Origin of the sequence: Rhodococcus tibetensis, assembly GCF_024438035.1 — a bacterium.
Lineage (GTDB): Bacteria > Actinomycetota > Actinomycetes > Mycobacteriales > Mycobacteriaceae > Rhodococcus_F > Rhodococcus_F tibetensis.
Window position 1 is genome coordinate 94195 of sequence record NZ_JANFQF010000011.1, and the last position, 25764, is coordinate 119958.

At 65.4% G+C, this 25764-nt stretch carries 26 protein-coding genes, 1 tRNA gene and 1 pseudogene; 14 read left to right on the plus strand and 14 right to left on the minus strand.

What is annotated here, in order from left to right:
* The first annotated feature begins 3 nt into the window (after positions 1-3).
* The gene (locus NOF53_RS14930; protein WP_255969817.1) at positions 4-486 is read left to right on the plus strand and encodes a helix-turn-helix domain-containing protein; all 483 of its coding nucleotides are present in this window, start codon (positions 4-6) and stop codon (positions 484-486) included.
* The gene (locus NOF53_RS14935) at positions 486-1622 is read left to right on the plus strand and encodes a tyrosine-type recombinase/integrase (RefSeq protein WP_255969820.1); all 1137 of its coding nucleotides are present in this window, start codon (positions 486-488) and stop codon (positions 1620-1622) included. The genes NOF53_RS14930 and NOF53_RS14935 overlap by 1 nt, the downstream gene beginning before the upstream one ends.
* A 73-nt stretch (positions 1623-1695) precedes the next feature.
* Here the strand turns inward: NOF53_RS14935 and NOF53_RS14940 are convergent.
* The 5 genes and pseudogenes from NOF53_RS14940 to NOF53_RS14960 form a co-directional block, all read right to left on the minus strand.
* Positions 1696-1782: transfer RNA gene (locus NOF53_RS14940), tRNA-Ser, on the minus strand.
* 42 nt (positions 1783-1824) lie between these two features.
* Entirely contained in the window at positions 1825-2307 is a 483-nt protein-coding gene (locus tag NOF53_RS14945; RefSeq protein ID WP_255969823.1) for a MarR family winged helix-turn-helix transcriptional regulator, read from the minus strand.
* Positions 2308-2328: 21 nt separating this feature from the next.
* Positions 2329-4141, minus strand: a pseudogene (locus NOF53_RS14950) (zinc ribbon domain-containing protein).
* The gene (locus NOF53_RS14955; RefSeq protein WP_255969826.1) at positions 4138-4266 is read right to left on the minus strand and encodes a hypothetical protein; all 129 of its coding nucleotides are present in this window, start codon (positions 4264-4266) and stop codon (positions 4138-4140) included. Before NOF53_RS14955 ends, NOF53_RS14950 begins: the two are co-directional and overlap by 4 nt.
* Before the next feature lie 426 nt (positions 4267-4692).
* The gene (locus tag NOF53_RS14960) at positions 4693-4884 is read right to left on the minus strand and encodes a helix-turn-helix domain-containing protein (RefSeq protein ID WP_445263533.1); all 192 of its coding nucleotides are present in this window, start codon (positions 4882-4884) and stop codon (positions 4693-4695) included.
* Positions 4885-5047: 163 nt separating this feature from the next.
* On the opposite strand from NOF53_RS14960, the gene NOF53_RS14965 reads away from it, so the two are divergent.
* A complete protein-coding gene (locus NOF53_RS14965; RefSeq protein ID WP_255969829.1) occupies positions 5048-6043 on the plus strand; it encodes an NAD(P)H-quinone oxidoreductase in 996 nt (331 codons plus the stop codon).
* A 42-nt stretch (positions 6044-6085) separates the two neighbouring features.
* Here the strand turns inward: NOF53_RS14965 and NOF53_RS14970 are convergent, their stop codons facing one another.
* A complete protein-coding gene (locus tag NOF53_RS14970) occupies positions 6086-7288 on the minus strand; it encodes a cysteine desulfurase-like protein (RefSeq protein ID WP_255969832.1) in 1203 nt (400 codons plus the stop codon).
* Between the two features lie 133 nt (positions 7289-7421).
* Between NOF53_RS14970 and NOF53_RS14975 the strand changes: the two genes are divergently transcribed.
* From NOF53_RS14975 to NOF53_RS15000, 6 genes are all read left to right on the plus strand, one after another.
* A complete protein-coding gene (locus tag NOF53_RS14975) occupies positions 7422-8003 on the plus strand; it encodes a bacterial proteasome activator family protein (protein ID WP_255969835.1) in 582 nt (193 codons plus the stop codon).
* Between the two features lie 48 nt (positions 8004-8051).
* Positions 8052-8924, plus strand: coding sequence for a galactan export ABC transporter permease subunit Wzm/RfbD (wzm, locus tag NOF53_RS14980; protein WP_255969838.1), 873 nt, complete (start codon positions 8052-8054; stop codon positions 8922-8924).
* Positions 8925-8935: 11 nt separating this feature from the next.
* Entirely contained in the window at positions 8936-9841 is a 906-nt protein-coding gene (gene wzt, locus NOF53_RS14985) for a galactan export ABC transporter ATP-binding subunit Wzt/RfbE (protein WP_255969841.1), read from the plus strand.
* A complete protein-coding gene (glfT1, locus tag NOF53_RS14990; RefSeq protein WP_255969844.1) occupies positions 9838-10749 on the plus strand; it encodes a galactofuranosyltransferase GlfT1 in 912 nt (303 codons plus the stop codon). The genes wzt and glfT1 overlap by 4 nt, the downstream gene beginning before the upstream one ends.
* Before the next feature lie 194 nt (positions 10750-10943).
* Positions 10944-11993, plus strand: a complete 1050-nt coding sequence (gene rsgA, locus NOF53_RS14995) for a ribosome small subunit-dependent GTPase A (protein ID WP_255969847.1) — start codon at positions 10944-10946, stop codon at positions 11991-11993.
* A gap of 63 nt (positions 11994-12056) precedes the next feature.
* The gene (locus tag NOF53_RS15000; RefSeq protein ID WP_255969850.1) at positions 12057-12929 is read left to right on the plus strand and encodes a class I SAM-dependent methyltransferase; all 873 of its coding nucleotides are present in this window, start codon (positions 12057-12059) and stop codon (positions 12927-12929) included.
* On the opposite strand, the gene NOF53_RS15005 is transcribed toward NOF53_RS15000, so the two are convergent.
* Positions 12921-14798, minus strand: a complete 1878-nt coding sequence (locus NOF53_RS15005) for a glycosyltransferase (RefSeq protein ID WP_255969853.1) — start codon at positions 14796-14798, stop codon at positions 12921-12923. The genes NOF53_RS15000 and NOF53_RS15005 overlap by 9 nt on opposite strands.
* Before the next feature lie 101 nt (positions 14799-14899).
* Positions 14900-15505 (minus strand): helix-turn-helix domain-containing protein, encoded by a 606-nt coding sequence (locus NOF53_RS15010; RefSeq protein ID WP_255969856.1) that lies wholly within the window; start codon positions 15503-15505, stop codon positions 14900-14902.
* Between the two features lie 92 nt (positions 15506-15597).
* On the opposite strand from NOF53_RS15010, the gene NOF53_RS15015 reads away from it, so the two are divergent.
* Positions 15598-16554 (plus strand): NAD(P)/FAD-dependent oxidoreductase, encoded by a 957-nt coding sequence (locus NOF53_RS15015; RefSeq protein WP_255969858.1) that lies wholly within the window; start codon positions 15598-15600, stop codon positions 16552-16554.
* 63 nt (positions 16555-16617) lie between these two features.
* On the opposite strand, the gene rfbB is transcribed toward NOF53_RS15015, so the two are convergent.
* Complete coding sequence (gene rfbB / locus NOF53_RS15020; RefSeq protein WP_255969860.1) at positions 16618-17622, minus strand: dTDP-glucose 4,6-dehydratase; 1005 nt, start codon at positions 17620-17622, stop codon at positions 16618-16620.
* A 63-nt stretch (positions 17623-17685) separates the two neighbouring features.
* On the opposite strand from rfbB, the gene rfbA reads away from it, so the two are divergent.
* The 3 genes from rfbA (at position 17686) to NOF53_RS15035 (ending at position 19744) form a co-directional block, all read left to right on the plus strand.
* A complete protein-coding gene (gene rfbA / locus NOF53_RS15025) occupies positions 17686-18561 on the plus strand; it encodes a glucose-1-phosphate thymidylyltransferase RfbA (RefSeq protein ID WP_255969863.1) in 876 nt (291 codons plus the stop codon).
* Between the two features lies 1 nt (position 18562).
* Positions 18563-19153: a dTDP-4-dehydrorhamnose 3,5-epimerase family protein gene (locus NOF53_RS15030; protein WP_255969866.1), complete on the plus strand. Its 591-nt coding sequence runs from the start codon at positions 18563-18565 to the stop codon at positions 19151-19153.
* A gap of 81 nt (positions 19154-19234) precedes the next feature.
* Positions 19235-19744 (plus strand): SRPBCC family protein, encoded by a 510-nt coding sequence (locus NOF53_RS15035; protein WP_255969868.1) that lies wholly within the window; start codon positions 19235-19237, stop codon positions 19742-19744.
* 24 nt (positions 19745-19768) lie between these two features.
* Here NOF53_RS15035 and NOF53_RS15040 read toward each other — a convergent pair whose 3' ends face one another.
* The 3 genes from NOF53_RS15040 to NOF53_RS15050 form a co-directional block, all read right to left on the minus strand.
* Complete coding sequence (locus NOF53_RS15040; RefSeq protein ID WP_255969871.1) at positions 19769-20053, minus strand: PLDc N-terminal domain-containing protein; 285 nt, start codon at positions 20051-20053, stop codon at positions 19769-19771.
* An 85-nt stretch (positions 20054-20138) separates the two neighbouring features.
* Entirely contained in the window at positions 20139-21386 is a 1248-nt protein-coding gene (locus NOF53_RS15045) for a reverse transcriptase family protein (protein ID WP_255969874.1), read from the minus strand.
* 261 nt (positions 21387-21647) lie between these two features.
* On the minus strand, positions 21648-22820 hold the full coding sequence (locus NOF53_RS15050; protein ID WP_255969877.1) for a DUF418 domain-containing protein: 1173 nt from the start codon (positions 22818-22820) through the stop codon (positions 21648-21650).
* Positions 22821-22895: 75 nt separating this feature from the next.
* On the opposite strand from NOF53_RS15050, the gene NOF53_RS15055 reads away from it, so the two are divergent.
* Positions 22896-23480 carry a TetR/AcrR family transcriptional regulator gene (locus NOF53_RS15055; protein ID WP_255969879.1) on the plus strand — a complete coding sequence of 195 codons (585 nt, stop codon included), beginning with the start codon at positions 22896-22898 and terminating at the stop codon, positions 23478-23480.
* Positions 23481-23536: 56 nt separating this feature from the next.
* Here the strand turns inward: NOF53_RS15055 and NOF53_RS15060 are convergent, their stop codons facing one another.
* Together NOF53_RS15060 and NOF53_RS15065 are read right to left on the minus strand one after the other, a co-directional pair.
* Positions 23537-24625: an NAD(P)H-dependent amine dehydrogenase family protein gene (locus NOF53_RS15060; protein ID WP_255969882.1), complete on the minus strand. Its 1089-nt coding sequence runs from the start codon at positions 24623-24625 to the stop codon at positions 23537-23539.
* 75 nt (positions 24626-24700) lie between these two features.
* Positions 24701-25711: an aromatic ring-hydroxylating dioxygenase subunit alpha gene (locus NOF53_RS15065; protein ID WP_255969885.1), complete on the minus strand. Its 1011-nt coding sequence runs from the start codon at positions 25709-25711 to the stop codon at positions 24701-24703.
* Positions 25712-25764: the final 53 nt, after the last annotated feature.

Below are 25764 nucleotides of genomic sequence, written 5' to 3' on the forward strand. Positions count from 1 at the left end.
AAAATGGCGACAAGGCGAGTTGAGACCGGACTGACCGGCAACACCGTGCGGGAGAACATCGCGAGGGTGCGCAAAGAGCAACGATTGACGCTGCGCGATCTCGCGGAGCGACTGAGCGAGCGCGGGCGACCCATGGCGCATAACACCCTCAGCGAGATCGAGCGCGGGGCCCGCCGTGTCGACGTTGACGATTTGGTCGCAATCGCTGTGGCCCTTGATATTTCGCCATCCACCTTGCTAGTGCCCGATGCGAAGACGGCGGACGATCTCGTCCAGATGACGGCTACAGAAGAAATTCCAGCCATCAATGCCTGGCGCTTCTTGACCGCCGAGGGAGCAGCTCGACGCGCATTTGTCGTGAACTGGTCCATGAGGGCGAAACCGGATTGGGTAATAGCGCACGAGGAGAGCAGGAACCGAGCGAACGAGGACCGGTTCCAGACCGCGGTCGCGAAGGCCCTCAACATCGATCTCGGTGACGCGTAATGGCCACCATCGAAAGCTATGAGACGAAAGCCGGCAAGCGCTGGCGCGTCCGATACCGAACACCCGACCGCCGGCAGACCGACAAGCGCGGCTTCACCAGCAAACGCCAGGCCCAGGACTTCGCCGCCACGGTCGAGGTCGAGAAGATGCGGGGCGAGTACGTCCCGCCGAAGCTCGGACACATCACCGTGGGCGAGATCGGGCCCGCGTGGCTTGAGCGGAAAGAGTCAGATCTGAAGCCATCGGCGTACAAATCGCTCGAGACGTCGTGGCGCATCCATGTCGAGCCGCGGTGGGGCGCTGTGCGACTGGCCGACATCGACCTGGATTCCGTTGAGCGCTGGATTGCGGACCTGGGCCGGACGAAGACCGTCGACGGCGAGAAGGTGAAGGGCAAGGGCGCGACGGTCGTCATCCGGGCCTATGGCGTGCTGGCTGGCGTCCTCGACAGCGCGGTGAAGGCGAAGCGGCTCGCGAAGAATCCGGCCCGAGGAGTCGAGAACCTGCCACGCAAACAGCGCAAGGCGCGCGTCTACCTCACTCACGGACAGGTCGACGCACTCGCGGCGGCGGCCGGTGAGCGGAGCACGCTCGTCTACGTACTCGCCTACACGGGCGTCCGATGGGGCGAAGCGATCGGCCTGCGAGTGAAGCACCTCGATCTCCTGCGGAAGCGTCTGACGGTGATCGAGAACGCCGTCCAGGTGAACATGGAGATGCACGTCGGCACGCCGAAGAACCGCAAGAGTCGGTCGGTGCCAATCCCCGACTTCCTCGTCGTCGAGCTGGCGCGGCAGTGCGAGGGCAAGGACCGCGATGACCTGGTGTTCCCGGGCCGCGATGGCGAGTACCTGCGGCGCTCGGTGAGCTTCACTGGGTGGTTCACGAAGGCAGTCGAGAAGGCCGGCGTCCCGCGGGTCACTCCGCACGACCTGCGACACACGGCGGCAAGCCTGGCCGTGTCGGCCGGCGTCAACGTGAAGGCACTCCAGCGGATGCTTGGACACGCCTCGGCGGCGATGACGCTCGACACCTATGCGGAGCTGTTCGACGACGATCTCGACGCCGTGGGCAGCGCGCTCGATCAGGCCCGATCTGCGGCAAGTGTGGGCAAAATGTGGGCACAGGCTGATTGACCCTCTCCAATGAGAGCAACAAAAAAAGGCTCTGACCTGGCAACTATCGCCAGATCAGAGCCTTTTCTCTCTGCGGAAGCGGAGGGATTTGAACCCCCGGTGGGTTTAACGCCACGCTCGCTTTCAAGGCGAGTGCATTCGGCCGCTCTGCCACGCTTCCGTGCGCGATCCTATCGGTAACGGTGTCGGCGGCTGCAACCGGTCAGCGGTCGCCGATGGCTTTGTCTACCCGCTCGAACACCTCGGCGAGTACCTTGAGCTGCGATTTGGTGAGCTGATCGACGAGGTTGCGCCGGACCCCGGCTACGTGGGTGGGTGCCGCCTCGGCCAGTCGCGCGCGACCTTCAGCCGTGATGACGGCGAGAACACCCCGGCCGTCCTCCAGGCAGGTGTCCCGGGTGACCATGCCTTGCGCCTCCATGCGCCGGATCTGATGCGTGAGGCGGCTGCGCGAGGACAGCACCCCGTCGGCGAGATCGGACATGCGTAGCGACCCGTCGGGTGATTCGGACAGCAGCACGAGAATTCGGTAATCGGCGAGCGACAGATCGTGCTTTTCCTGCAGATCCCTGTTGAGGACGTCCATGAGCCGCTGGTTGCCGTCCATATAGCCGCGCCATGCGCGCATCTCGGCCGGGGTCAACCAATTGGTCTCGACATCGGCGTCGGAGGTTTCTGCTGTCACAGGTTCATATTCTAGTAGCGTCTACGTGCCTCTCATATTTTCTGCCACTGATGTGGCAGAGGTGGGGGAATTACGTACTTCACGGCTACCCGTGACACCGTGGGATGTGGCGGGTTTGACCGTGTCCCACACCGACGCTCGAGGTGCAGGAACGATTCTTATGTGATTCACCCCCGCCTCGGGTGTCGCGGTGGGAACACTGCGGCGGACCCGGCGATGCCGCGGGCGGCTCGGGGTGGGACTGGTCTTGTCGCGGCACTGCCGGACCGGTGCATGTTCGGTGTTCCGGATTTCCGGGTTCTGTCCGCGTTTGCGAATAACTCTGCTGCGCCCCAGGAGTGCACGTTTAGCGAGGTTCACCCCCCGCCACGTGGTCACGATTGCCGCCGACCTTGCACTGTGCGCACCATGCCCGGTGGTAGCCGCCCGGGCGGGAGAGGGTGTCGTTGCAGCCCGGGCACAACGCCGACGTCCCGCGGGCCGGCACGGACACCACCGTCACGCCGACCCCTGCGGCGGTGTGTGCGAGAGCGTCGACGGCTTTGCGGCGGGCGGACTGCGCGGCCCGGTTGTTGTTCACCCGGCCGTGACCCCGCGTTTCGAGGGTGGTGAGGTCTTCCACCCCGATCACCTTCGCGCCCGCCGCGGCGGCGTAGTCGACGATGTGACGGGCGAAGTGGAAGGCGAGTTCCCGGTTGATCTTGCCCCGTTTGACACCGACCGCGGCGCGGTGGGCGTCGAGGACCGCGATCTGCTGTTCCAGGTTGACGCGCACCTCGGGTGGCGCGGTGGCGGCGAGCCGCGTCAGGCGTGCGGCTTTGCGGTGCAGGTGTTGGCCTTCCGCTTGCAGGCGGGCCAGCCTGATTTCCAGGCCCCGGTCGTCGTAGGTGAAGCCCCGGTAGTCCGAGACCAGTCCGTCGGGGCGTTCGGTGACGATGGCGGCTGCTCCGAGGGTGGACGGTGACCAATCCACCCCCACCGCCGTCGATCCCGACGTCAGATCGGGCGCCCGAACAGATTCGGTGGCAGCGCAGCGCAGCAGCAGGCCACGGTGGTCGAGGACGAGAGTCGGCAGATGCCAATCCGTAACTGCTCTGGTGTGCAGGTGTGGTGGGATCGCGGCGATCAGGCGGACCCGCCGCCAGTGCGCCCGACCTGTCGGGGCCTCATGCGTGGGCAGTTTCACCGTCAGCACCATGACACCGTCTGCGACGGTGATCTGCGAGAGTTGTCGATCGGCGGCGGAAAGCCTGGCCATCATCGATGTCCGCGGCGGTGTCTGCAGATCGGTGATCCGCAGCCGTTCATAGCTCGCACTCCCGGCCCGGCGGAAGCACGCGCTGAGCTGGCGTACGACTGCGCGGGTGAAACCGGCCGGCACGTACTCACCAGCGGTGGTGGGCGGCGCGATCCGTCCGGTGACGGGATCGAACCTGGCCGACAGCGAACCGATGGCGGTGTCCCGATACGCCAAGGTACGCAGAGTACCGACCGCCTGCGAGGTGACCACTCGGGTCACGCGCGAGGGCACGTACACGCCGGTGGGGTAGGACGGGTTCCACCCCAGACGTGCGGCAGTGACATGCCCCTGCATCGGGAGCTTGCGGCCTTGACTGTCGCGTCCGGCGGCGAGGGCATCGAAGGTAGCCGGCTGCCACAGCCTCGTCACCAACTCCGATTGCGCGGCGCCGATCAGGTCGAGCAGCCACCGAACACGAAGATCGATGGTATCGAGCCCGATCGGGGCGCCGGTAGCGTCGTCGACCGCCGCGTACGGGCGGGTCGTGTACGAGAACTGGCGCGGCACGGTACATCCGGCCTCGGCAACGGTCATCTCGCCTCACCAGCCACGACAGTGAACGCCACGTGCGGGATCTCGTCCTTCGGCACCCGCCACACTGCGCGATCGGCGCGGGACAACTCTTGTCGTGAAGCCGTCCGCGCGTCCGCCGTCTTCATCGGTTACCCCTCCTGCAGCCGTGCTGCCGCGTCGTCGAGAAGTCGGCGTTGATTCTGCTTCGACCGCAACCGATACAACCGGCCCGGAAACGACTCCAGCAACGCCATGAAGTCATCCATCAAGCTCCTCCACCAGCGTTGTGTTGCCATGCTTCCGCAGGGCTTCGACCGTAACCCCGACCACCGACATCTAGTCTCGGAGGGAGTCCGCAGGCGGGCCAACCGATCCCGCCACACCACCCACACCACCGTGAAGGGACCCTCGGCGGCATCGTCGAGCATCGCGTCCAACCCGGCCCCGCGTTTCCGCACACCCGAACCGCGACCCGTTGCACATCCGATACACGACCCCACAGGCGCTCGCGCGCACCATCTTCTCCTAAGCGACGAGCGAGGAATATGCCCGGTCGAACCGGACACCCAGTACTAAAACGCTTCCACCCCGTCAGCCGGATCATTGTCAGGGGCGGGTCGGCCGAGGCAGGCCTCGAGGTCCGCGCGGTCGAAGACCCGTTGACCAGAACCTCGACGCCGAGAGGGCAACCGGCCTTCCGACGCGGTTTTACGGACGACCACAACCGACATGTTCAGGTATACCGCGGCATCGCCGATCCGCACGAAAGGAGAGTCGGAGAAGGCATCAGGAAGTATCAGGGATTACGTCAACTGTTGCGAGCCTGACGTTACTTTCCAGTAGCGTCGGGGCCCCAATCCCTCGATGTGACAAGCGGGATCGCTCGCAGGGACCGTGCGTCGCCTCGATTCGCTAACGTCGTCCTTCATGTATGCGATCACGATCGATCAGCCGGGTGGTCCGGAAGTCATGCGATGGGCGGAGCAGCCCGATCCCGAACTGCTACCCGGCCACGTTCTCATCGATGTGGCGGCCACTGCCGTCAACCGCGCAGACTTGACCCAACGTCAGGGGTTCTATCCGCCGCCGCCCGGTGCCAGCGACATCCTCGGACTCGAATGTTCCGGAATCGTCGCCGAACTCGGCGAAGGCGTCTCGGAGTGGTCCGTTGGCGATCACGTGTGCGCGCTCCTCGCCGGTGGTGGTTACGCAGAACGTGTGGTCGTTCCCGCAACCCAGCTGCTGCCGGTACCGAAGGGGGTCGATCTCCTCGTCGCCGCGTCCCTACCCGAGGTTGCGTGCACGGTGTGGTCGAACGTGGTGATGCGCGCCGGGTTGTCGCGGGGTGACGTCCTGCTCGTTCACGGCGGTGGCGGCGGTATCGGCACCCATGCCATCCAGGTGGGTGTCGCGTTGGGTGCACGGGTGGCCGTCACGGCGGGCTCGCAGGAAAAACTGGAACGCTGCCGAGAGCTGGGCGCCGACATCCTCGTCAATTACCGCGAAGCCGACTTCGCCGAAGAAGTGAAGAAGGCGACGGACGGCCATGGCGCCGATGTGATTCTCGACAACATGGGTGGCTCCTACCTCGGCCGCAACATCGACGCGCTGGCATCGGACGGACGGCTCGTCATCATCGGCTTCCAGGGTGGACGCAAAGGTGAGCTCGACCTCACCCGACTGTTCGCGAAGCGGGGCAACATCACTGCAACGGGGCTGCGCGGCCGTCCCGAGAACGGGCGCGAGAGCAAGGCGGAGATCGTCGCCGACGTCCGCAAACGCCTGTGGCCACTGATCACCGAAGGCGCGGTACAACCTGTCGTGGCGGCCGAACTGCCGATTACCGAAGCGCCCCGCGGCCACGAACTGCTCGACTCTCCGGAGACTGTCGGCAAAGTGATTCTCACCATTCCGCGTCGCTGAGGTCGCGGCAGAGAGCAGGTCGGGCGAGGGGCAGGGCGTATGTCACCCCAGTGCAGCGAGTTCGCCGACGAGCTGGTCGATCTCGTAGCGGGTGGTGTAGGGGGCGAGACCGATGGTGACTGCGCCGCCTTCGTCGTTGACGCCGAGTGCGTCGAGGAGGCGGGACCCACCGTGGACGCCGCTGACTGTGGCGATGCGTTTGTCGGCCAGGTGTGACGCCACTTTGTCGGCGGAGACTCCGGCGACGGTGAAGCTGAGGGTGGGGACCCGGCTGGGTGACCGGCCGATGACCATGATCTGCGGGAGTCTCTTGAGGGACGCCATGAGGTGGTCGAAGAGACTGTCCTGGTAGTTCTGCAACGAGCTGATGGACGTTTCGAGCTTTTGGCGGCGCGACCCGCTGGCGGATTCGTCCAGGCCGGCGAGGAAGTCGATGGACGTGGTGAGTCCGGCGAGCAGGGCGAACTGGTGTCCCCCGACCTCGAGCCGTTCGACGCCGCGCGCGTAGGGGTTGAGCGATACCGCAGGGATACGGTCGAGGAGCGTGGGGTCGCGGAAGACGAGGGCGCCGACCTGCGGGCCACCCCAGGAGGTGGCTCCGACGGCGACGACGTCGGCTCCGAGTTCGTTGATGTCGACGTGGGCGTAGGGGGCGGCGCCGATGGCGTCGACAACCATGAGGCCACCCACCTCGTGAACGCGGTCGGCGGCGACACGGACGTCGGGCGCGGAGCCGACGATCGGGGATGCCGCGGTGAGGGCGACGAGTCGGGTGGTGGTGGTGATGAGGTCCTGGAACTGCCAGCTGGGGAGTTCGCAGGTCTCGATTTCGACCTCGGCCCACCGGACCTGCGCGCCATAACGGCTTGCGACGCGGAGCCAGGGCGCCACGTTCGCTTCTTCGTCGAGACGGGAGAGAACCAGCCCTGTTCCGAGTCCGAGCCGCGTGCTCAGCGACTCGGCCAGCCAGGCGAGGAGGACGGCGCGGTCGGGGCCGAGCACGACCCCGGCAGGGTCACCCCCGACGAGGTCGGCGACGGCTGCGCGGGCGGCGTCGAGCACTGCAGCGCTGCGCCGGCTGGATACGTGACGGCCGGTCGACGAGGACGCGGACGCGCGGAAAGCTGTGGAAACGGTGCGCGACACGGCGTCCGGAATCTGCATGCCGGCCTGTGGATCGAGGTGGATCCAACCGTCGCCGAGTGACGGGATCAGTCCCCGTACGCGGGCAACGTCGTAAGCCATGCCCGACACTCTAAGACCCTGAGTCAATACGGTCGAAGTCAGCCGCCTGTTGTTGTGGTGTGCAACAAACCGTGTGTGTGGAGAAATCGGACGCACCCGCGCATGCCCGAGCGCGAACAGACAAGATGGAGTCATGACGAACTCGGAGAATGAACACGTCCTCGTGATCGGCCCCGACGGTCAGCCGGTGGCCATACCCGTCGAAGAGGCCGCGAAGCGATCCGCCGACGGCGAAGCCGGCGCCGACGACAACGCGAAATCCGAATCGGTAGCCGACATGGTCGAGCAGCCCGCCAAGGTCATGCGGATCGGGACGATGATCAAGCAGCTCCTGGAGGAGGTACGGGCCGCCCCTCTCGACGACGCCAGCCGGACGCGGCTGAAGGACATCCACAAGTCGTCGATCAGCGAGCTCGAGCAGGGGCTGGCCCCGGAGTTGCGGGACGAGCTCGAGCGTCTCACTTTGCCCTTCACCGACGACACCGTCCCGTCGGATGCGGAGCTCCGCATCGCGCAGGCGCAGCTGGTCGGCTGGCTGGAAGGCTTGTTCCACGGCATCCAGACAGCGCTGTTCGCCCAGCAGATGGCGGCGCGCTCGCAGCTGGAGATAATGCGTCAGGGCGCACTCCCGCCGGGCATCAGTATCGGCAACCCGCACCCCCCGCAGAACCACGGTGAGGGACCGCAGTCGAGCGGTACCGGCCAGTACCTGTAGCAACGGGCGGCACAGCGTGGAAGTCGACTCCCGGTAGGCTCGGTGCCCGTGTCAGCATCCGCTATCGAATCCGAGGCCGCAGGCGGCCCGCTCCCGGCGTCCGACTCGCAGACTTTCCGTCGTGCGTTCAAGGACCTCAGGGACGGCTTCGCTCAGCGCGAGCTGTGGCTGAGCCTCGGCTGGCAGGACATCAAGCAGCGGTACCGCCGGTCGGTGATCGGTCCGTTCTGGATCACGATCGCCACCGGAGTACAGGCTGCGGCCATCGGAATCCTGTACGCCGCGCTCCTCGAGATTCCGCTGCCGGAGTTCCTGCCGTACGTCACGGTGGGCCTGATCGTCTGGAATCTGATCAGCGCCAGCATCCTCGAGGGCTCCGAGGTCTTCATCGCGAATGAGGGCCTGATCAAGCAGTTGCCGTCGGCGTTGAGTGTGCACGTGTATCGGCTGGTGTGGCGACAGCTGCTGCTGTTCGTCCACAACCTGTTGATCTACGTGATCATGCTGGTGGCGTTCGGGGTGTGGCGCGACCTGACGTGGACGTCGCTGGCCGCGATCCCGGCGCTGGGACTGATCGTCCTGAACGCGGCGTGGGTGTCGATCATGTTCGGCATTTTCTCCACTCGTTACCGGGACATCGCGCCGATTCTCTCCAGCCTGACGCTGTTGCTGTTCGTGCTGACCCCGATCATGTGGACCACCCAAAGCCTCGAGGCGCAGGGTGGTCAGGCCGCCGAGCGGGTCAAGCTCGCCGAACTGAACCCGTTGTTCCACTATCTCGACATCGTCCGGGCGCCGATGATCGGTCAGGACCAGCAGGCCTATCACTGGTACATCGTCTTGGCCATCACCGTCGTGGGGTGGACTGCCGCCATCCTCGCGCTTCGCAAGTACCGGGCCCGCGTGCCCTACTGGGTTTAGGGGTTCCCGCAATGACAGAACATGTGAGTATCGAGACGCGGGACGCCTGCGTCGACTTCCCGATCTTCGACGCCAAGTCGCGATCGTTGAAGAAGGCGTTCCTCGGTAAGGCCGGCGGTTCCATCGGCCGCAACAGTTCCGACGTGGTGGTGGTCGAGGCTCTGCGCGACATCACGTTGTCGCTGAAGGAGGGCGACCGGATCGGGCTGGTCGGCCACAACGGCGCCGGCAAGTCGACGTTGCTGCGACTGCTGTCGGGCATCTACGAGCCGACGCGCGGCAGTGCCAGCATCCGCGGCCGCGTGGCCCCGGTCTTCGACCTCGGTGTCGGTATGGACCCCGAGATCTCCGGATATGAGAACATCATCATCCGCGGATTGTTCCTCGGTCAGACCCGTAAGCAGATGCTCGCGAAGATGGACGAGATCGCCGAGTTCACGGAGCTGGGCGAGTACCTGTCGATGCCGCTGCGCACCTACTCCACCGGCATGCGGGTGCGTGTCGCGATGGGAGTGGTGACCAGCATCGACCCCGAGATCCTTCTGCTCGACGAGGGTATCGGCGCTGTCGACGCGGAGTTCATGAAGAAGGCCCGGGTGCGGTTGCAGGCGCTGGTCGAACGCTCCGGAATTCTGGTGTTCGCCAGCCACTCCAACGAGTTCCTCGCGCAGCTCTGCGACACCGCGATGTGGATCGACCACGGCCGCATTCGCCAGCAGGGCAGCATCGAGGACGTCGTCCGGGCGTACGAAGGGGACGACGCGGCCGATCACGTCCGGCACGTCATCTACGAGTTGGAACGGGAGAAGTCCGGATTGGCTACTCCCCCGCGTTCGCACGAACGGGACGCCCGTAGCGACAGATCGAACGAACGTCCCGTTCGTACAGCCGCGGAAGCCGAGGCGGAGTCCGCGTGAGCGTTCCCGACGAGCGGATCATCGGCGTCGTCGTCACCCACAAGCGCCGGGAACTGCTCGCGCAGTCGCTGAAGGTCCTGGCCTCGCAGACGCGGCCACTGGATCATCTGGTGGTCGTCGACAATGCCGCCGAGGACGACGTGCGTGAGCTCGTCGAATCGTCGGGGATTCCCACCAGCTACCTCGGGTCGCAGCACAACCTGGGCGGGGCGGGCGGCTTCGCACTCGGGATCCTCTACGCGTTGTCGCTGGGCGCCGACTGGGTGTGGCTCGCCGACGACGACGGCCGACCCGAGGGAGACAAGGTTCTCGGAACGCTGCTCGACTGCGCGAACCGGCACGGGCTGGCCGAGGTGTCGCCCGTGGTGTGCGACATCGACGACCCCGACCGCCTGGCATTTCCGCTGCGTCGCGGGGTGGAGTGGCGGCGGCTTCGTTCGGAGCTGTTCGAGGACGGCGACGACTCCGCCGATCTGCTCCCGGGCATCGCCTCCCTGTTCAACGGCGCACTGTTCCGTGCGTCCACGATCGACGCGGTCGGTGTCCCGGATCTGCGCCTGTTCGTTCGCGGTGACGAGGTGGAGGTGCATCGCCGACTGGTGCGGTCCGGTCTGCCCTTCGGAACGTGCCTGCAGACGGCGTACGTGCACCCGAACGGCGCGGAGGAGTTCAAGCCGATCCTCGGGGGCCGGATGCACACCCAGTACCCGGACAACGAGGTCAAGCGCTACTTCACCTATAGAAATCGCGGCTACCTGCTGTCCCAACCGGGAATGCGGAAGCTGATTCCGCAGGAATGGGTGCGGTTCGGGTGGTACTTCCTCGTCACCCGGCGTGACGTGCAGGGACTCCGCGAATGGATGCGACTGCGGAAGCTGGGACGCCGGGAGCGTTTCGAGCGACCGTAAATCAGTTGCCTCACATTCGGTCGGGTGGGATTCTTATGTCCGAACGGTTCCGGAAAGTGTCGCGAAGGAGTGAATGTCCGATGATTGTCTCGTCGGTCGACGCCACGTGCGTCCACACTCCCCTCTCCTTCGCCTGACCGAACCTTCGATCGTGGTCCGGTCGGCACTTCACCGACCCGAGGATTCCACTCATCATGTTCAACCCTGCACAATTTCTGCCTGGACAACTCCTGGCTTACGGATGGAATGACACCCTTCCCTTCGACCATTACGTGACCGAGGGTTCCGAACCCGGGCGCGTGATCCGCGTCGACCGCGGACGTTGCGACGTCGCAACATCTTCGGACATCGTCCGTGCCGAGAACGGCGAGCATGCGCTCTGCACCGGTGACTGGATCACCGTCCGCACGAGCAGTGACCCGATCGCTGTCGCTGCACTGCTCCCGCGGCGCACCGCCATTGTCCGGTCCGCCGCCTCGGGCAGATCCGACGGCCACGTTCTCGCCGCGAACGTCGACACGGTGGTGATCGCCTCCGCTCTCGATACCGATGTCGATCTCGGGCGCATCGAACGACTGTTGGCATTGGCCTGGGAGAGCGGCGCTACGCCGGTGGTCGCGCTCACGAAAGCAGATGCTGCCGAGGATGTTTCCACCGCGGTCGCTGCCGTGACCGCTGTGTCGCCCGGTTCGGTGGTAGTTGCGGTGAGCGCCGAGACCGGCGACGGCGTCGACACCCTGGCCGCGATGATCGAGGGCACCGTCGCCTTGATCGGCCCATCCGGTGCGGGCAAGTCGACGCTCGCCAACGCATTGCTCGGCGCGGATCTGCTGGCCACGGGCCGTGTTCGCGAAGGTGATCACAAAGGCAGGCACACCACGTCGCACCGGGAACTGCTGCCACTCCCGCAGGGCGGCGCCCTCATCGATACGCCGGGCCTGCGCGGCGTGGGCATGTGGGACGCGGCGGACGGCATCGACATGACGTTCCCGGAGATCGACGACCGGGCGGCGCAGTGCCGGTTCCGGGACTGCTCACACGAGACGGAACCGGGCTGTGCGGTGCTGGCCGCTGTCGAGCGCGGCGACCTTCCCGAACGAAGACTTGCCAGCTACCGCAAGCTGATTCGCGAGAACGGCTGGATCGCGTCGCGGTCCGATGCCCGGCTCCGCGCAGAGCGGGAACGGGAGTGGAAGATCATCGCCCGCGGACATCGCCAGATGTACCGAACGCGCGGTCACTGACACCTCGCCAACTCGCATCCCGGTTCGGCCCTGAGCCGGGATGCGACCTGGCAGCATGGATACATGTTCGAGGGATTTCGGCGGAAGGCCAGACTCAAGCTGCAGCGCGCCGTGTACGAGGTGGTGGCCGAATCAGATCGGCGTTCTCGCGAACTCCACGAGAATCAGCACGATCAGACTCTCGCCGAGTTGTCCGCGACCAATCAGGAACTCTCGCGCGTCCTGTCGGAACTGTCGGATGCGCGGATGGAAGTTTCCGACGTTCAGCAACGACTCGGCGAACTGGAACAGCAGGTGCGCCGCGACATCACTCAGGCCCTCGATGTCGGAGCCACCAACCAATCGGCGACGTTCGTGCTCGAGCACATGCCGAAAGCTCCCGTGTTCTGGAATCCCCACGACACCCTGCGCTACGGACTGTCCCAGGTGGAGCTTGCGGGGATGGCACTCGAGTTCGGAGTCGCGTCGGGAACCACCCTGCGGATCATCGTCGAGCAGCTCAAGGATGCCCAGCACGAGGTTTTCGGTTTCGACGTGTTCTCAGGGTTGCCGCAGACGTGGCGCACCGGCTTCCCCGCGGGAGAGTTCGCCCAGGAGAAGATGCCTCAGGTGCCCGGCGCCCAGCTGATCCCCGGACTCTTCGAGGACACGCTGACCGATTTCCTCGACAAGCACCCGGAGCCTGTGGCATTCGTGCACCTCGACGCCGACCTCTATTCGTCGACCAAGACGGTGCTGGATCGGATCGGCTCACGACTGGTCGCCGGAACGGTGATCGTCTTCGACGAGTTCTTCAACTATCCCGGCTGGCAGGAACACGAATACCGCGCGTGGAAGGAATTCGTCGACCGGACGGGAATCGGTTTCGAGTACCTGGGTTACACCGCCAACCACGAGCAGGTGGTCGTGCGGATCACCGAACCGACGTCACGATGAGGATTCGTTCATCTGCTCGTAGAGGCGGGTCCAGTTCTCGCGGCTGGTGAGAGTCGGCATCCCGGCACGGAACGCCTCCGCGACGGCGGGTGCTTCCACCCGGAACCGTTTCATCACTCCGGCGAGGCGGCCACCCATCTCGGCGGCGAGCTGCTTGTCGTACTTGCGTTCGCGCACACCGGCTTGCGACGCGTCCGTGACATACACGTGGTCGAAGCGTCCTACATGCCACCACCGCGCGTCCTCGTAGGAGATTGCGACGGGCCCGCGCTCGAGGCGTCCGCGAAGATGGCCGGCCACCCGCTTGGCGAGCACGAGGTCTTCCCAGCCGGCCTTCGGCGGCGGATCTGCTCGACGGAACTTCACCCCCGTCGGCAGCTCGGACACCGGCTTGGCGACGGTCTCGGGGAACCGTCTGCGCTCCTGGTTGATCATGGCGAGAGCCGCCTGCCCACCATCGGCGAGGGCGTCCGGACCTTCGAGGAATCCTTCGATGGCACGCAGTTGCGTGTGCGCGAGACCGTACTGCAGGCCCACGATCGAATGACTGATTTCCCGGCTGAGCTGCTTGGCCAGGGACGTCGGTGCGAATCCGGGGTCGAGGGCCGCTGTGATCAGGCCGTTGCGGGTGCTGAAGTAGTGCGCGAAGCCGTCGACATCCTTCCAGTAGAAGTCGGCGTGCCACACCCCGGTGGACGGCAGGGTGATCGTCGGGATGCCCGCCCGCCCGGCCCTCAGGCTGTATTCGACGTCGTCCCACTGGAAGAAGACGGGCAACGGCATGCCGATCTGCCGGACCACTTCGGCCGGGATCAGGCACGACCACCAGCCGTTGTATTCGGCATCAATTCTTCGCTCGGGCAGTTTCTTCAGGACGTTGGCGTTGCGGACCCCGAACTTGTCGGTGGGTAGTCCACGCTGCAGCGTTGTGAGATCGGCGCGTTCGCCGGACGCCAGCAGATAGTTGGGGTTGTACAGGAACAGCATCTGGGCGCCGATCAACGCCGGCTCGGTGGTCATGTTCGCGAAGGCGCTGAGGCGCAACACGCTCTCCGGCTCACACAGAACGTCGTCATCCATCAGCAGGACATCGGCATGCGGGCCTGCGGCGGACGCCTCGTAGAGCCCTCGGCTGAATCCGCCGGCGCCCCCGAGGTTGGCCTGGCGCAGGTAGTGCAGTCGGTCGCCGAACTTGTGCGCGACCTGCTGGAACAGTTCGCGAGACTCCACCGGATCGGTGCCCTGGTCGACGACGTACACCGCGTCGAGGGAAGACGACACCCGCTCGTCGGACGCGAGAGCAGCGACGGTGTTGGCGCAGTCGTCGGCCCGGTTGAAGGTACAGATCGCGATGGCCACCGGTCGGACGGTCTCGGGTGAGGCCACCGTCCACTCGATGTCGGCGACGGTGACGCCGCCCTCGAGCGCATCGAACTGCAGCCACAGCGCGCCGCCGTCGGCGAACTTGTCGAGTTTCGCGGTGAGGGTGACCGTGCCGGAGCCGGTGATCACCTCGGCGGCGATGATCCGGCGGTGTCCGCCGATGTCGGAGGCCAGCAGCTGCGCCCGGCAGTGGTCCGCGGCGTCGATCCGCGCTGTGGCGGTGACCTCGGTAGCACTCGTCCACCGCTGCCAGTAGCTGGCCGGGAACCGACCGAAGAAGGTGTTGGTGTGGACGGTGGCACCGGAATGCAGATGCAATGCGAATCGTGTGCGGGTGGACCCGCCGCGCTTGACCACCGCGTACAAGTCGTCGTTGACGATCGGTGAGGTGCCCGTGAACGGTCCTCGCTGCGCGACGAGCCGATCGGACACCGCCCGGTGCTCGGTCAGCTCGACGTCGGAAACGGAGGCGTTCGCTGTATCCACATGCGCAGGGTATCGCGATCGTGACCGCCGCCGCGGCTCAGCCTGCCCTCCGGGCAGGGAACCTCTACCGGCCGGGGTGATGCTTTCCGGTCGTGTCGCTGTCAGGGAGCCGCATCCCCGGCGGGGCGGGCTCGTACGTGGGCCCGCTCCCCCTGCGGCCCGAACAGGCTCAGGATTTCGACCGGCTCGGGGCCAGGATTGCCGAACCAGTGCGGCACGTGGGTGTCGAACTCGGCTACCTCGCCCGCGGTGAGGATCACGTCGTGTTCCCCGAGCAGCAGGCGGAGCCGGCCGGAGAGGACGTACAGCCATTCGTACCCCTCGTGGACTTGCCGCTGCGGCTCGCCTGCCGTGGGCTTCGACGCCGGGATGACATGCTTGAACGCCTGGATTCCGCCCGGCCTGCGGGTGAGGGGAACGATCTTCGAGCCGTTCCGCTCGATCGGCCGCAGGTGGACCCGTGGGTCGCCGGTGGCCGGCGCGTCGACGAGCTCGTCGAGTGGGAGCTGATGGGCCCGCGCGAGGAGGAGGATCAGTTCGAGTGTGGGTTTGCGCTGACCGGACTCGAGGCGGGAAAGAGTACTCACCGATATTCCGGTGGCGCCCGACAGCTGCGCCAGGGTCGCGCCGCGCTGCTGACGCAATGCCTTCAACCGAGGACCCACCGCGTCGAGGACGCCGTCGAGGTCGGGAATGTCTTCGCTCACCCTTCCATCTTGCCACTCCGGCAAAGAAGTTTGTCACTTTTGCACGTAGTGCTGGACGGTGTAGTCACGAAGCCCAAACGAAGGAGAATGCGGTGAAAGACAACTACGAGGTAGTAATCGTCGGTGGTGGCGCAGCAGGGCTGAGCGGTGCGCTGGCCCTGTCCCGGGCACGGCGGTCGGTGCTGGTGATCGATGCGGGCGCCCCCCGCAACGCGCCGGCCGGGCACATCCACAACTACTTGGGCCGCGAGGGGACTCCTCCGGCCGAACTGCTCAGCGTCGGCCGGGACGAGGTCGCCTCCTACGGAGGCGAGGTGGTGAGCGGCACCGTCGCCTCCGCCGAGACCGCCGCGGACGACGGCTTCCGGGTCACCCTCGCCGACGGACAAGTGGTCCGGGCGCGGCGACTGCTCGTGACGACCGGGTTGGTGGACGAGCTGCCCGACGTTCCGGGAGTGTCCGAACGCTGGGGCCGCGACGTGCTCCACTGCCCGTACTGCCACGGGTGGGAAGTCCGGGACCAGCCGATCGGCGTCCTGACGAGCAGCCCCTTCTCGATTCATCAGGCACTGATGTGGCGGCAATGGACCGACAAGGTGACACTGTTCCTCAACGACGCGATCGAGCCGACCGCGCAGGAGTACGAGCAACTTGCCGCCCGCGACATCTGCGTGGTCGACGGGAAGCTGTCGGGCCTGACGGTGGTCGAGGATCGCCTCACCGGTGTCCGGTTGCACTCCGGTGAGGAATTCGCCTGCACCGCAGTGGTGGTCGCACCTGTCTTCACCGCGCGCGCCGACGTGCTGACCACACTCGGGCTCGAGCCCGTAGAGCAGCAGATGGGCGGACACGTGATGGGCACCTACGTCGAGTCGGATGCCATGGGCGCCACGGCGGTTCCAGGCGTATGGGTAGCGGGGAACGTGGCAGACCTCAAGGGGCAGGTGATCGGGTCGGCCGCGGCGGGACTCAATGCTGCGGCCGCGCTCAATGCCGATCTGATCGCGGAGGACACCCGCCTCGCCGTCGCAGCGAGAGCTGGGCAGTAGCCGGGCCGCACATCGTCACTCGTGAGACAGGGCTTCCGCCCGGCGGATGTCGTGAGCGAAGGATCAGCCGATCACGGACTCCGTAGCCGCGTAGGTCTTCTCGGCAGACTCCTTCTGTGCCCGCCACCACGGTTCGTTGTCGCGATACCACCGCACGGTGGCTTCGAGGCCGCGGCGGAAGTCCCCGTATTGCGGCGTCCACCCCAGCTCGGTGCGCAGCCGGGTCGAGTCGATGGCGTAACGAAGATCGTGGCCGGGGCGGTCGGTGACGAAGTCGAGGTCATCGGCGTTTCGGCCGAACAACTCGAGCAGCGTTTCGACGACGGTCCGGTTGTCCACCTCACCGTCCGCACCGATCAGATACGTCTGACCGATGCTGCCCTTCTCGAGGATCGTCCACACGGCCGAATTGTGGTCGTCGACGTGAATCCAGTCGCGCACGTTCTTCCCGCTGCCGTAGAGGCGGGGGCGCAGCCCGTCGATGAGGTTGGTGATCTGTCGTGGAATGAACTTTTCGGCGTGCTGGTACGGACCGTAATTGTTCGAGCAGTTCGACAGCGTGGCCCGCACCCCGAACGACCGCGCCCAGGCCCGCACCAGCAGGTCGCTGGAGGCTTTGGTGGCCGAGTACGGGCTCGACGGGTTGTAGGGGGTCGACTCGGTGAACCGCTGCGGGTCGTCGAGTTCGAGGTCGCCGTACACCTCGTCCGTGGAAATGTGGTGATAGCGGACGTCGTGGGCGCGAACCGCCTCGAGCAGGGTGAACGTCCCCATCACGTTGGTGTGCAGGAACGGCGTGGGGTCGGTCAGCGAGTTGTCGTTGTGTGACTCGGCAGCGAAGTGGACCACTGCGTCCGAGGCCGCGACCAGGCCGTTGACCAGCGCACTGTCGGCGATGTCACCGTGGACGAACTCGATGCGATCGGCAACCGGGTCCAGGGAGCGTCGGTTGCCTGCATATGTCAACGCGTCGAGTACGGTCACAGCCACGTCCGGCCGCTCGGCCACTGTCCGATGCACGAAATTGGCACCGATGAACCCGGCGCCACCGGTCACGAGAAGCCTCATGCGCACCAAGGGTAGCGTCGGCGCCGAGTTTTCATCCGCACCGAACACTGGAACACTGCGCACATGCGCGGAATCATTCTTGCCGGGGGCACCGGGTCGCGGCTGCACCCGATCACTCTCGGGGTGAGCAAGCAACTAGTGCCCGTGTACGACAAGCCGATGATCTACTACCCGCTCTCCACTCTGATGCTGGCCAACATCCGGGACATTCTGATCATCACCACCCCCCACGACGAAGAGCAGTTCCGCCGGCTTCTCGGCGACGGCTCCCAGTTCGGCGTCAACCTGTCTTACCTCGTGCAGAACGAGCCGAACGGCCTGGCCCAAGCCTTCGTCCTCGGCGCCGATCACATCGGTGACCAGCCGGTGTCGCTGATACTCGGCGACAACATCTTCTATGGACCGGGCCTCGGTTCCCGGTTGAACCGGTTCGAGAACATCGACGGCGGGGCGGTGTTCGCCTACTGGGTCTCCGACCCCAGTTCGTACGGCGTGGTGGAATTCGATGAGCGCGGCAGTGCAACCTCCATCGAGGAAAAACCAGCCACTCCCAAGTCGAACTACTCGATTCCCGGGCTCTACTTCTACGACAACGACGTCGTCGCCATAGCGCGCGATCTCACGCCGTCGGATCGCGGCGAGTACGAGATCACCGACGTCAACCAGGCGTACCTGCAGGCGGGCCGGTTGCAGGTGGAGGTACTGCCCCGCGGCACCGCCTGGCTCGACACCGGCACCGTCGACTCTCTCCTCGAGGCATCGAACTTCGTGCGCACGCTCGAGCACCGGCAGGGATTGAAGATCGGTGTTCCCGAAGAGGTCGCCTGGCGGCGCGGGTTCATCACGGATGCCGAATTAACCGAGCGCGCAGCCACTCTGGGTAAGTCTGGCTACGGCGACTACCTCCTCGAAATCCTCGAGCGCGGCAAGGACTGGTGACGTGGAATATCGGGAGCTGAAGATCGCCGGGGCTTGGGAGATCACTCCCCGCCAGTTCGGTGACGACCGAGGCGTGTTCCTCGAGTGGTTCAAGGGCTCGGAGTTCCAGGCCGCCGTCGGGCACGAACTCGAGCTCGCGCAGGCCAACTGCTCGGTGTCCGCCGCCGGCGTCCTGCGCGGCATCCACTTCACCGACACCCCGCCGGGTCAGGCGAAGTACGTCACCTGCGTCAGGGGTGCGTTCCTCGACGTCATCGTCGACGTGCGCGTGGGCTCCCCCACCTTCGGGCAGTGGGATTCCGTGGTGATCGACGATGTGGACCGCCGCGCCGTGTACCTCCCCGCAGGTCTGGGCCACGCCATCCTGTCGCTCGAAGACGCGTCCACGGTGATGTACCTGTGCTCCCTCGAGTACACCCCCGAACTCGACCACGACGTGCATCCCCTCGACCCCGACCTCGCCATCGACTGGCCCACCGTCGGGCGTGACGGTTCGCCGCTGACCTTCCAGCTGTCCGGGAAGGACTCGACTGCGCCGTCCCTGACCCATGCAGCCGATGCCGGGCTCCTGCCTGTGTATTCGGGCGCCTGAGTCGGTCTTTTCTCTCGCAGCGGCATCACCCAGGTGAAGCGGAGTAGGCGCGGCACCGTCCGTGGGTGGGAGGATGCCGGAATGACGAGCGACACGAACGAGACCACTGCGCCGCGGGAACGACTCGAAGTTCAGCGGGCGATTGCGGCCGAGCCGGCGGAGATCTTCGGCGTGCTGTGCGACCCGAACGGGCACGTGGCGATCGACAGTTCCGGCATGTTGATGTCCGCCGAGGGAGAACCCGTGACTGCGGCAGGTGACAGCTTCGTCGTCCACATGGACCGCGACGCGCTCCACGACATCGATCTCGGCCTGTACGACGTGACCGTGACGATCGAGACCTTCGTACTCGACCGAGAGATCTCCTGGAAGGTCCTCGGCCGGATCCGCCCTCAGATCGGCCACGTGTACGGCTACCGGCTCGCGCCGATCAGCGAGGGCACGATGGTCACCTCGTATTGCGACTGGTCGTCCATCGACCCCGTCTGGCGGGACGCCGGAATCTTCCCGGTCATTTCCGACACCGCTCTGCGCGCCACGCTGGGCATCCTCGCCCGCACCGTCGCGCCTGGTTTGCCCCGGCCGCTGTAATCGGAGTTCGGGTGGGCGGCGAAGTTACTCCTGCGGACGCCGGCGATTCTCCCGGCGTTGCTCCTCGGCACGTTCCCTGCACCGGCGCACGAACTCGGCCTCCTCCGGATCTTCGGGCAGACGTTCGCCGGGATACTTCTGCGGCCGCCCTGCCACCAGCCACAGGATCGAGCCGACGATCGGCAGGAGCAACACCACAACCAGCCAGCCGTCCTTCGACAGGTTCCTGACCTCGTCTTCGTCGGTGGTGATGGCATCGGCGAAACACAGAACCCACAGGACGAATCCGAACAGCGCAACGTACAGCATCAGCGTTCTCCTCGCCCGGCACACCCGAACACATGGTGCGCCTGACTCCATCGAACAACTGCCGCGGTGTCGCCGCAAGGGGTAGTCAGCTCATCTCCGACCACTCGATACGGTCGGCGAGGGCGAGCAGCGCACGCTTCCTGTTCGGGTTGGATTCACCGATCCAGGCGATACGCCCGTACACGTGCTCGCGGAAGTACGGCCTCCCGTCGCGGTTCTGCAGTTCTGGGCCAGTGCGTATGCAGTTGAAGAGCAACGCACGCAGTTGGTCGTACTCGGTGCGTGCGGCCCCCGGGTGCGCGTTGACCACGAGTCCCGCCAGATGCTGCCGTCGGTGCGCTCGCATGATCCGCGTCTTGCCCTGGTGCACCGAGAAGCCTTCGTCCGCCGCGATCCGGCCGACGGCGTGGATCAGTCGGTCCACCGCGAGGTCGGCGCCGGAGAACGCGAGATCGTCGGCGTACCGGGTGTATTCGGCTCGGGAAGACCGCGCCAGACCGGTCAGCCGCCGATCGAGCCGATGCGCGACGAGATTCGCGAGGGCAGGCGAAGTCGGCGCGCCCTGCGGTAGATGCGAACCCCGCAATCGACTTGCCCCGTCGAACGGGAGCCTCGCGAGGACGTCCGGTGGGGTGGAAGTCGTGCACAACCCTGTCAGCACACGCGACACCCGTGGCCGATACCCGAACGAGTCGAATACCGCCCGCACCCGCGTCCGGGAAATCGACGGAAAGAAGGCGCGCAGATCGATTCGCACCACGACGTCTTCACCTGCATGCGGAGCCGCGAACATGTGAACGCTGCGCCCAGGAACGAATCCGTGCGCAGCGGCATGCGGAGGTACTCGGTCGAGCACGGACCGCAGAATCCGGCGCTGCACCTCGCGGAGACGTTCCTTGGGCGCTTCCAGCAAGCGATGGTCAGATCGGATCCGGTAGCGGTAGTGCTGCAGGGTGGGCGCCTTCTTCCGCAGCCACTCGCCCGGATCGGCGAACCAGTCCAGTTCCGCCGGTGTGAGACCGATCGCCTGCGCGACCGCGACAGTGTGGGTCCACTTCGGAACGTCGAATTTCCACTCGTGGTCGGGTTTCTCGACCACCGGAGTCGGCTCGTCGATGTTCGGCAGCTCCGACAGCAGCCGGTACACGCTGTCGACCCCCTCGACCGGAGGGGTGGGCAGAAGGTCGAACAATCGTGTTGCGATCCGGCCGGCGTCCGGGATGCCGATCTCCTCGAACCGCTGGGCGATCGCCGCCCGCGTCCACGAACCCGATACGGCTCCGGCGGCGAGACGATGTGCCACTGCCGGGGACAGGGCGCGACGCCTTGTCATGCGTGCGACGGTGAGAGGCGACCGATACCTGTCGTCTGCGGCGCGCCGAAGCACGCGGAGCGTGCGGCCGTGCGTCGGACGGTGCCTCCCGTGAACAATGCCGAGCCAGGGGTTACCCCTGACGTGGTCGCAGCCGGCGTACCGGCTACCCCACTCTCACCCCTGCACCGTCGCACCTCGTGAGAATGCCATAAAGTCAGCCGCTTTCGGAGGGTTCCGGGCCGACGGCGTCGCCGGCGCCTTCGCACGGGTGAGAGCACGTCAGACCGATGCGGTCACCGGCTTCCTGTCGGTGCGGGCGAACCGCTGGTAGCCGGCGTGGGTGAGCCATTCGAGGGGACCACGTTCGAACCGCCTTAGCCACAGCCGCGACACCACGACGAGGGTTGCCGACACCATGATGAACAATGCCACCGTGGCCGGAACGATGGTGCTGCCGTCCAGCCGCGCCGCCAGACCGAAACCCCACCCGTAGCAGACGACGGAACAGAGAACGTTCTGCAGCACATAGCAACTGAGTGCCGTCCGGCCGATCGGGGAGACCGCACGGCCTACGGTGCCCGGTTCTCGGCCGTCGGCGTAGCGGTGCGCGATCGCAGCGAGGAGACCGAGGGCCACGACAGGCGCGGTCCCGTACCTGCCGAGCACCAGGCCGGCGTCTCCACCGAACAGTCCGAGTGCGAAATCCAACGGCAGTGCGAGCACCAGACCGACAAGCATGAGCCGACGCCGCAGGGGTCCGCGATCCGGATCGAGGATGCGCGCGCCGAACAGATGGGCGCCGGCCAGGAAGAGAGCGATCGACAGCGGCAGAATGAAGATGACTTCGAGGCGGAAGAACACGAGGTTGTCGAGGCGGAAGAACACGAGATCCACGAAGCTGCCCTCGGCGTAGGGATTCGGCGACAACGATTGTGGTTGTCTCGCGGACGCCGAGGACAAGGCCAGGGAGATCAGCGCGAGCATCGCCGCGTGGACCACCGCGGCACACCACATCCACACCCGTTGCGCGCGGACGCCGGTGGTGAGCACGAACGCGACGATCAGACCGGTCAACGCGTAACCGGTGAGCACGTCGAATTCGGTGAAAAGGAAAAAGTGCACCGCTCCGTCGAACATGAGAATTGCAGCTCGCCAGGAATAGCCACCCGGCCACGGCAGTCCGCGGCGCTGAGCGGAACGCTGCTGGATGGCGAGACCGATACCGAACATGATCGTGAGCAGGCCGAGGAACTTTCCCTGCGTGCACTGTTGGAGGACCGCCTGCACCGGCGCCCACCCGCCGGTGGCCAGTCCCGTGCCGTTGACGTAGCCGACCAAGCCCTCGACGCCCGTGAAGATCCAGATGTTGGTGCCGAGCGTGCCCAGGATCGCAATCCCGCGCATGACATCGAGCGCAGCGTAGCGGCGGGAACCCGGTTGATCTGCGGCCATCCTCAACCCCTCCAATTTGGTGGCACATCTGTGTCAACAAAATTCATGCTAACACAATCGTGTTAACATAGCGGGGTGCCTAAACTCATCGACCACGACCAACGGCAGCAGAAGATCGCCGAGGCCGTGTGGCGGGTGATCCAGCGCGACGGAATAGGCGCCGTTTCCGTACGGGACGTGGCCGCCGAAGCGGGTGTCTCCACGGGTTCTCTGCGACACGTCTTTGCAAGCAAGGCTGAACTCCTCGCCTACTCGATGCAATTGGTGCAGCGACGAGTGCGCGAGCGGGCGCGCGAGCATTCCTCGATCAGCGATCCGTGGACGCGGGCACTGGCAATTCTGGACGAGATGCTGCCGCTCGACGACCGCCGCCGGTGTGAGATGGAGGTCAACCTCGCGCTGGTAGCCGAGGGCCCTGCCCATCCGAAGGTGCGAGAGATCGCCCGGGACGCCCAGCATGAACTGCGCGCCGGATGCGCATCGATCCTGGCCGGGCTTGCCGCGCACGGGTACGTCGCACCGGAGCGCGACATCGATGCCGAGGCGATGCGACTGCACGCACTCGTCGACGGGGCCGCGATGCACGCCCTGCTCGGCGAAACCGATACCGCGGAAACGGCGCAGCGCATGATCGCCGAACACCTCCGCGGTCTGGCGTGAGCCGCGATCAGGCCCCGAGGTGCGCCGCGCCCGCGAGGAAGCTTCGCGGAAGGTCGTTATCTCGCAAAGCGGCCGGCGAATCCGCGCAGTGGCATGTCGGCACTTGTTCTGATCCCTGGCGCCGCCGCGACGACACTCCGGAGGGAGTTCAATGCCGGCAGTCCGGTAACGGTCATTCCGATGGATGCAAAGTCTTCCGGGTTGTCGAGGCGTACACCGGGTTTGGGGAAGATCATGTGCTTGCTGTAGATGTTCGGGTCGCCGGTGATCTGGGTGATGTAGCAGCCCTTGATGTTCCAGCTCGGATCTGTGTGGGGTGTCATCTGCCACTCGAGGTGGGACTCGATGCGGGGTACACCGTCGACCATGCCCTGGTACTTGATGTAGTTGGCACCCAGAGATCCTTTGGGCATGCGATACCAGCCCAGGTCGACGTCTTTCGTGCAGGCGCCGAGCTCGTAGGTGAACGCCACCTCGTCGAGCTCGAGGTCGAAACAGTCAGCCATCATGTACACGCTGTCGGAGAACACACGGGTGTACTTCTCCAGTGATCCCGGGATGCTGGGGTCGTCGATCGGTTTGCCGTAACCGACCTCCTTCCACGTTTCGACCGAGTGGTGACAGGACACATCTACCGACTCGATCACGGTGACGTTCTCGATCTCGGCCACATCCGCGGAGTGGACAACTCCGAGGATCTGACAGAGTCCCGGATTCATTCCGGTGCCGTAAAAGGTGGACCCGCCACGCTGACAGGCTGCCTCGAGAACCTCGGTGACCTTCCTCCCTGACGGGTGTGGATGGTTTCTGTCGCGATGATGCCCGGTGATGAAATCTGCGGTGGTGACGATATTGATGCCCGCCTCCAGGACACGTTCGTAGAGCGCCTCGTCGGGAAACACTCCATGGAAGGTCAGCACATCGGGTTGTGCGGCGATGATCTCCTCGATCGTTCCGGTCGCCGTCACCCCGATCGGCTCGAGTCCGGCGATCTCGCCGGCGTCCCGGCCGATCTTCTCGGGCGAATAGCAGTGCAAGCCTACGAGTTCCAGATCTCGGTAGGCGCTGATTCGTTTGATCATCTCCGAACCTACGTTGCCGCTCGCGACCTGGAAGACGCGGATCGGTGCGTGTGTCGTGCTCATTGGCGGGAAAGTGCCTTTCTGGAATCTCACGAACGGAACTGGTGCCACTGGCTGACGTGATCGGAGTGACTCGCATCACCGAACTGCAGTGGCGGCCTTCGATTCGACATCGGCGGGATAGAACTGGTTGGCCCACTTGCGAAGCGCGGTAAAGCCCTCGAATTCCGAACGCGACAAGGCAGGAGGATCGGAGTAGCGCTGGTGTTTCCAGATATGGATGTCGTTTTGAAACTGCTCGATGACTCCCTGTGCGTGCTTGCGGGCCCGGGGAGGGGGTTCGGCGCACCCGTCACCGGGGTGACGACCGATCCACACGGTGAATCGGACATCGGAGGTCGATTCGTCGATCGGGGTAACCGCGGTCAACGTCCGGTTGTCGATCATCCCCCAACTCTTCGTAGCGGCAACTCCGACTCCGCTGTTGATCGCTTGCACACCGCTGTTGACCTCGTCGGCCGGTACGTCGTCGAACGCGATGGTGAAGTCGACGTAGGACACCGGCTGGTCGAAGTCGTGGCGGGTGAACTCGGGAATGAGCGGCGTGTTGTGCACGTACTTGAAATGCGCAAAGTCCACGCCGTTCTCCATCACGTACTGCGGATGGATCTCCAGGCCGGTCTCGAACAGGGTGCTGTAGCCGTACGCAGGGTAGTAGTCGGCGCCGCTGTGCCCGTCGTCGAACCCGGAGAGGGCGTCGGTGACGTCGAAGTACGGCGCGCGCCGGTCCACGTCGTGCCAGATGAAGACCGATTCACTGTGTTCGGTGACGGGGTACGTGCGGATTCGCCGGCCCTTGTTCGGCTGCTTCTCGTAAGGGATACATACGTTGCGCCCCTGCATGTTCCATTCCCAACCATGGAAGGGGCACCGCAGAATTTCGCCATCGACGGTGCCGCCGTAGCCCAGGTGCGCACCCAGGTGTTCGCAGTAGGCGTCCATGACGGTGACCTGCCCCGACGTGGACCGCCACGCAATCATCTCGGTGCCGAAGTACTTCATCCGAACGACTTCCCCGGCGCCGATCTCGGCGGACCACGCGACCTGGAACCATCCAGTCGGCTTCATCGGCAGAGGTGTCTTCGCCATTCGGAACCCCTCTTCTACGATTCGACCCTCGACGAAATCATAGAGGGTTCTAC

Excerpts from the sequence above, each read along its gene's own strand:
- NOF53_RS14930 (WP_255969817.1), top strand. The coding sequence starts at position 4 with ATGGCGACAAGGCGAGTTGAGACCGGACTGACCGGCAACACCGTGCGG.
- NOF53_RS14935 (WP_255969820.1), top strand. The coding sequence starts at position 486 with ATGGCCACCATCGAAAGCTATGAGACGAAAGCCGGCAAGCGCTGGCGC.
- NOF53_RS14955 (WP_255969826.1), bottom strand. The coding sequence starts at position 4,266 with ATGAAGACGGCGGACGCGCGGACGGCTTCACGACAAGAGTTGTCCCGC.
- NOF53_RS14965 (WP_255969829.1), top strand. The coding sequence starts at position 5,048 with ATGTATGCGATCACGATCGATCAGCCGGGTGGTCCGGAAGTCATGCGA.
- NOF53_RS14970 (WP_255969832.1), bottom strand. The coding sequence starts at position 7,288 with ATGGCTTACGACGTTGCCCGCGTACGGGGACTGATCCCGTCACTCGGC.
- NOF53_RS14975 (WP_255969835.1), top strand. The coding sequence starts at position 7,422 with ATGACGAACTCGGAGAATGAACACGTCCTCGTGATCGGCCCCGACGGT.
- wzt (WP_255969841.1), top strand. The coding sequence starts at position 8,936 with ATGACAGAACATGTGAGTATCGAGACGCGGGACGCCTGCGTCGACTTC.
- rsgA (WP_255969847.1), top strand. The coding sequence starts at position 10,944 with ATGTTCAACCCTGCACAATTTCTGCCTGGACAACTCCTGGCTTACGGA.
- NOF53_RS15000 (WP_255969850.1), top strand. The coding sequence starts at position 12,057 with ATGTTCGAGGGATTTCGGCGGAAGGCCAGACTCAAGCTGCAGCGCGCC.
- rfbB (WP_255969860.1), bottom strand. The coding sequence starts at position 17,622 with ATGAGGCTTCTCGTGACCGGTGGCGCCGGGTTCATCGGTGCCAATTTC.
- rfbA (WP_255969863.1), top strand. The coding sequence starts at position 17,686 with ATGCGCGGAATCATTCTTGCCGGGGGCACCGGGTCGCGGCTGCACCCG.
- NOF53_RS15035 (WP_255969868.1), top strand. The coding sequence starts at position 19,235 with ATGACGAGCGACACGAACGAGACCACTGCGCCGCGGGAACGACTCGAA.
- NOF53_RS15040 (WP_255969871.1), bottom strand. The coding sequence starts at position 20,053 with ATGCTGTACGTTGCGCTGTTCGGATTCGTCCTGTGGGTTCTGTGTTTC.
- NOF53_RS15045 (WP_255969874.1), bottom strand. The coding sequence starts at position 21,386 with ATGACAAGGCGTCGCGCCCTGTCCCCGGCAGTGGCACATCGTCTCGCC.
- NOF53_RS15050 (WP_255969877.1), bottom strand. The coding sequence starts at position 22,820 with ATGGCCGCAGATCAACCGGGTTCCCGCCGCTACGCTGCGCTCGATGTC.
- NOF53_RS15060 (WP_255969882.1), bottom strand. The coding sequence starts at position 24,625 with ATGAGCACGACACACGCACCGATCCGCGTCTTCCAGGTCGCGAGCGGC.
- NOF53_RS15065 (WP_255969885.1), bottom strand. The coding sequence starts at position 25,711 with ATGGCGAAGACACCTCTGCCGATGAAGCCGACTGGATGGTTCCAGGTC.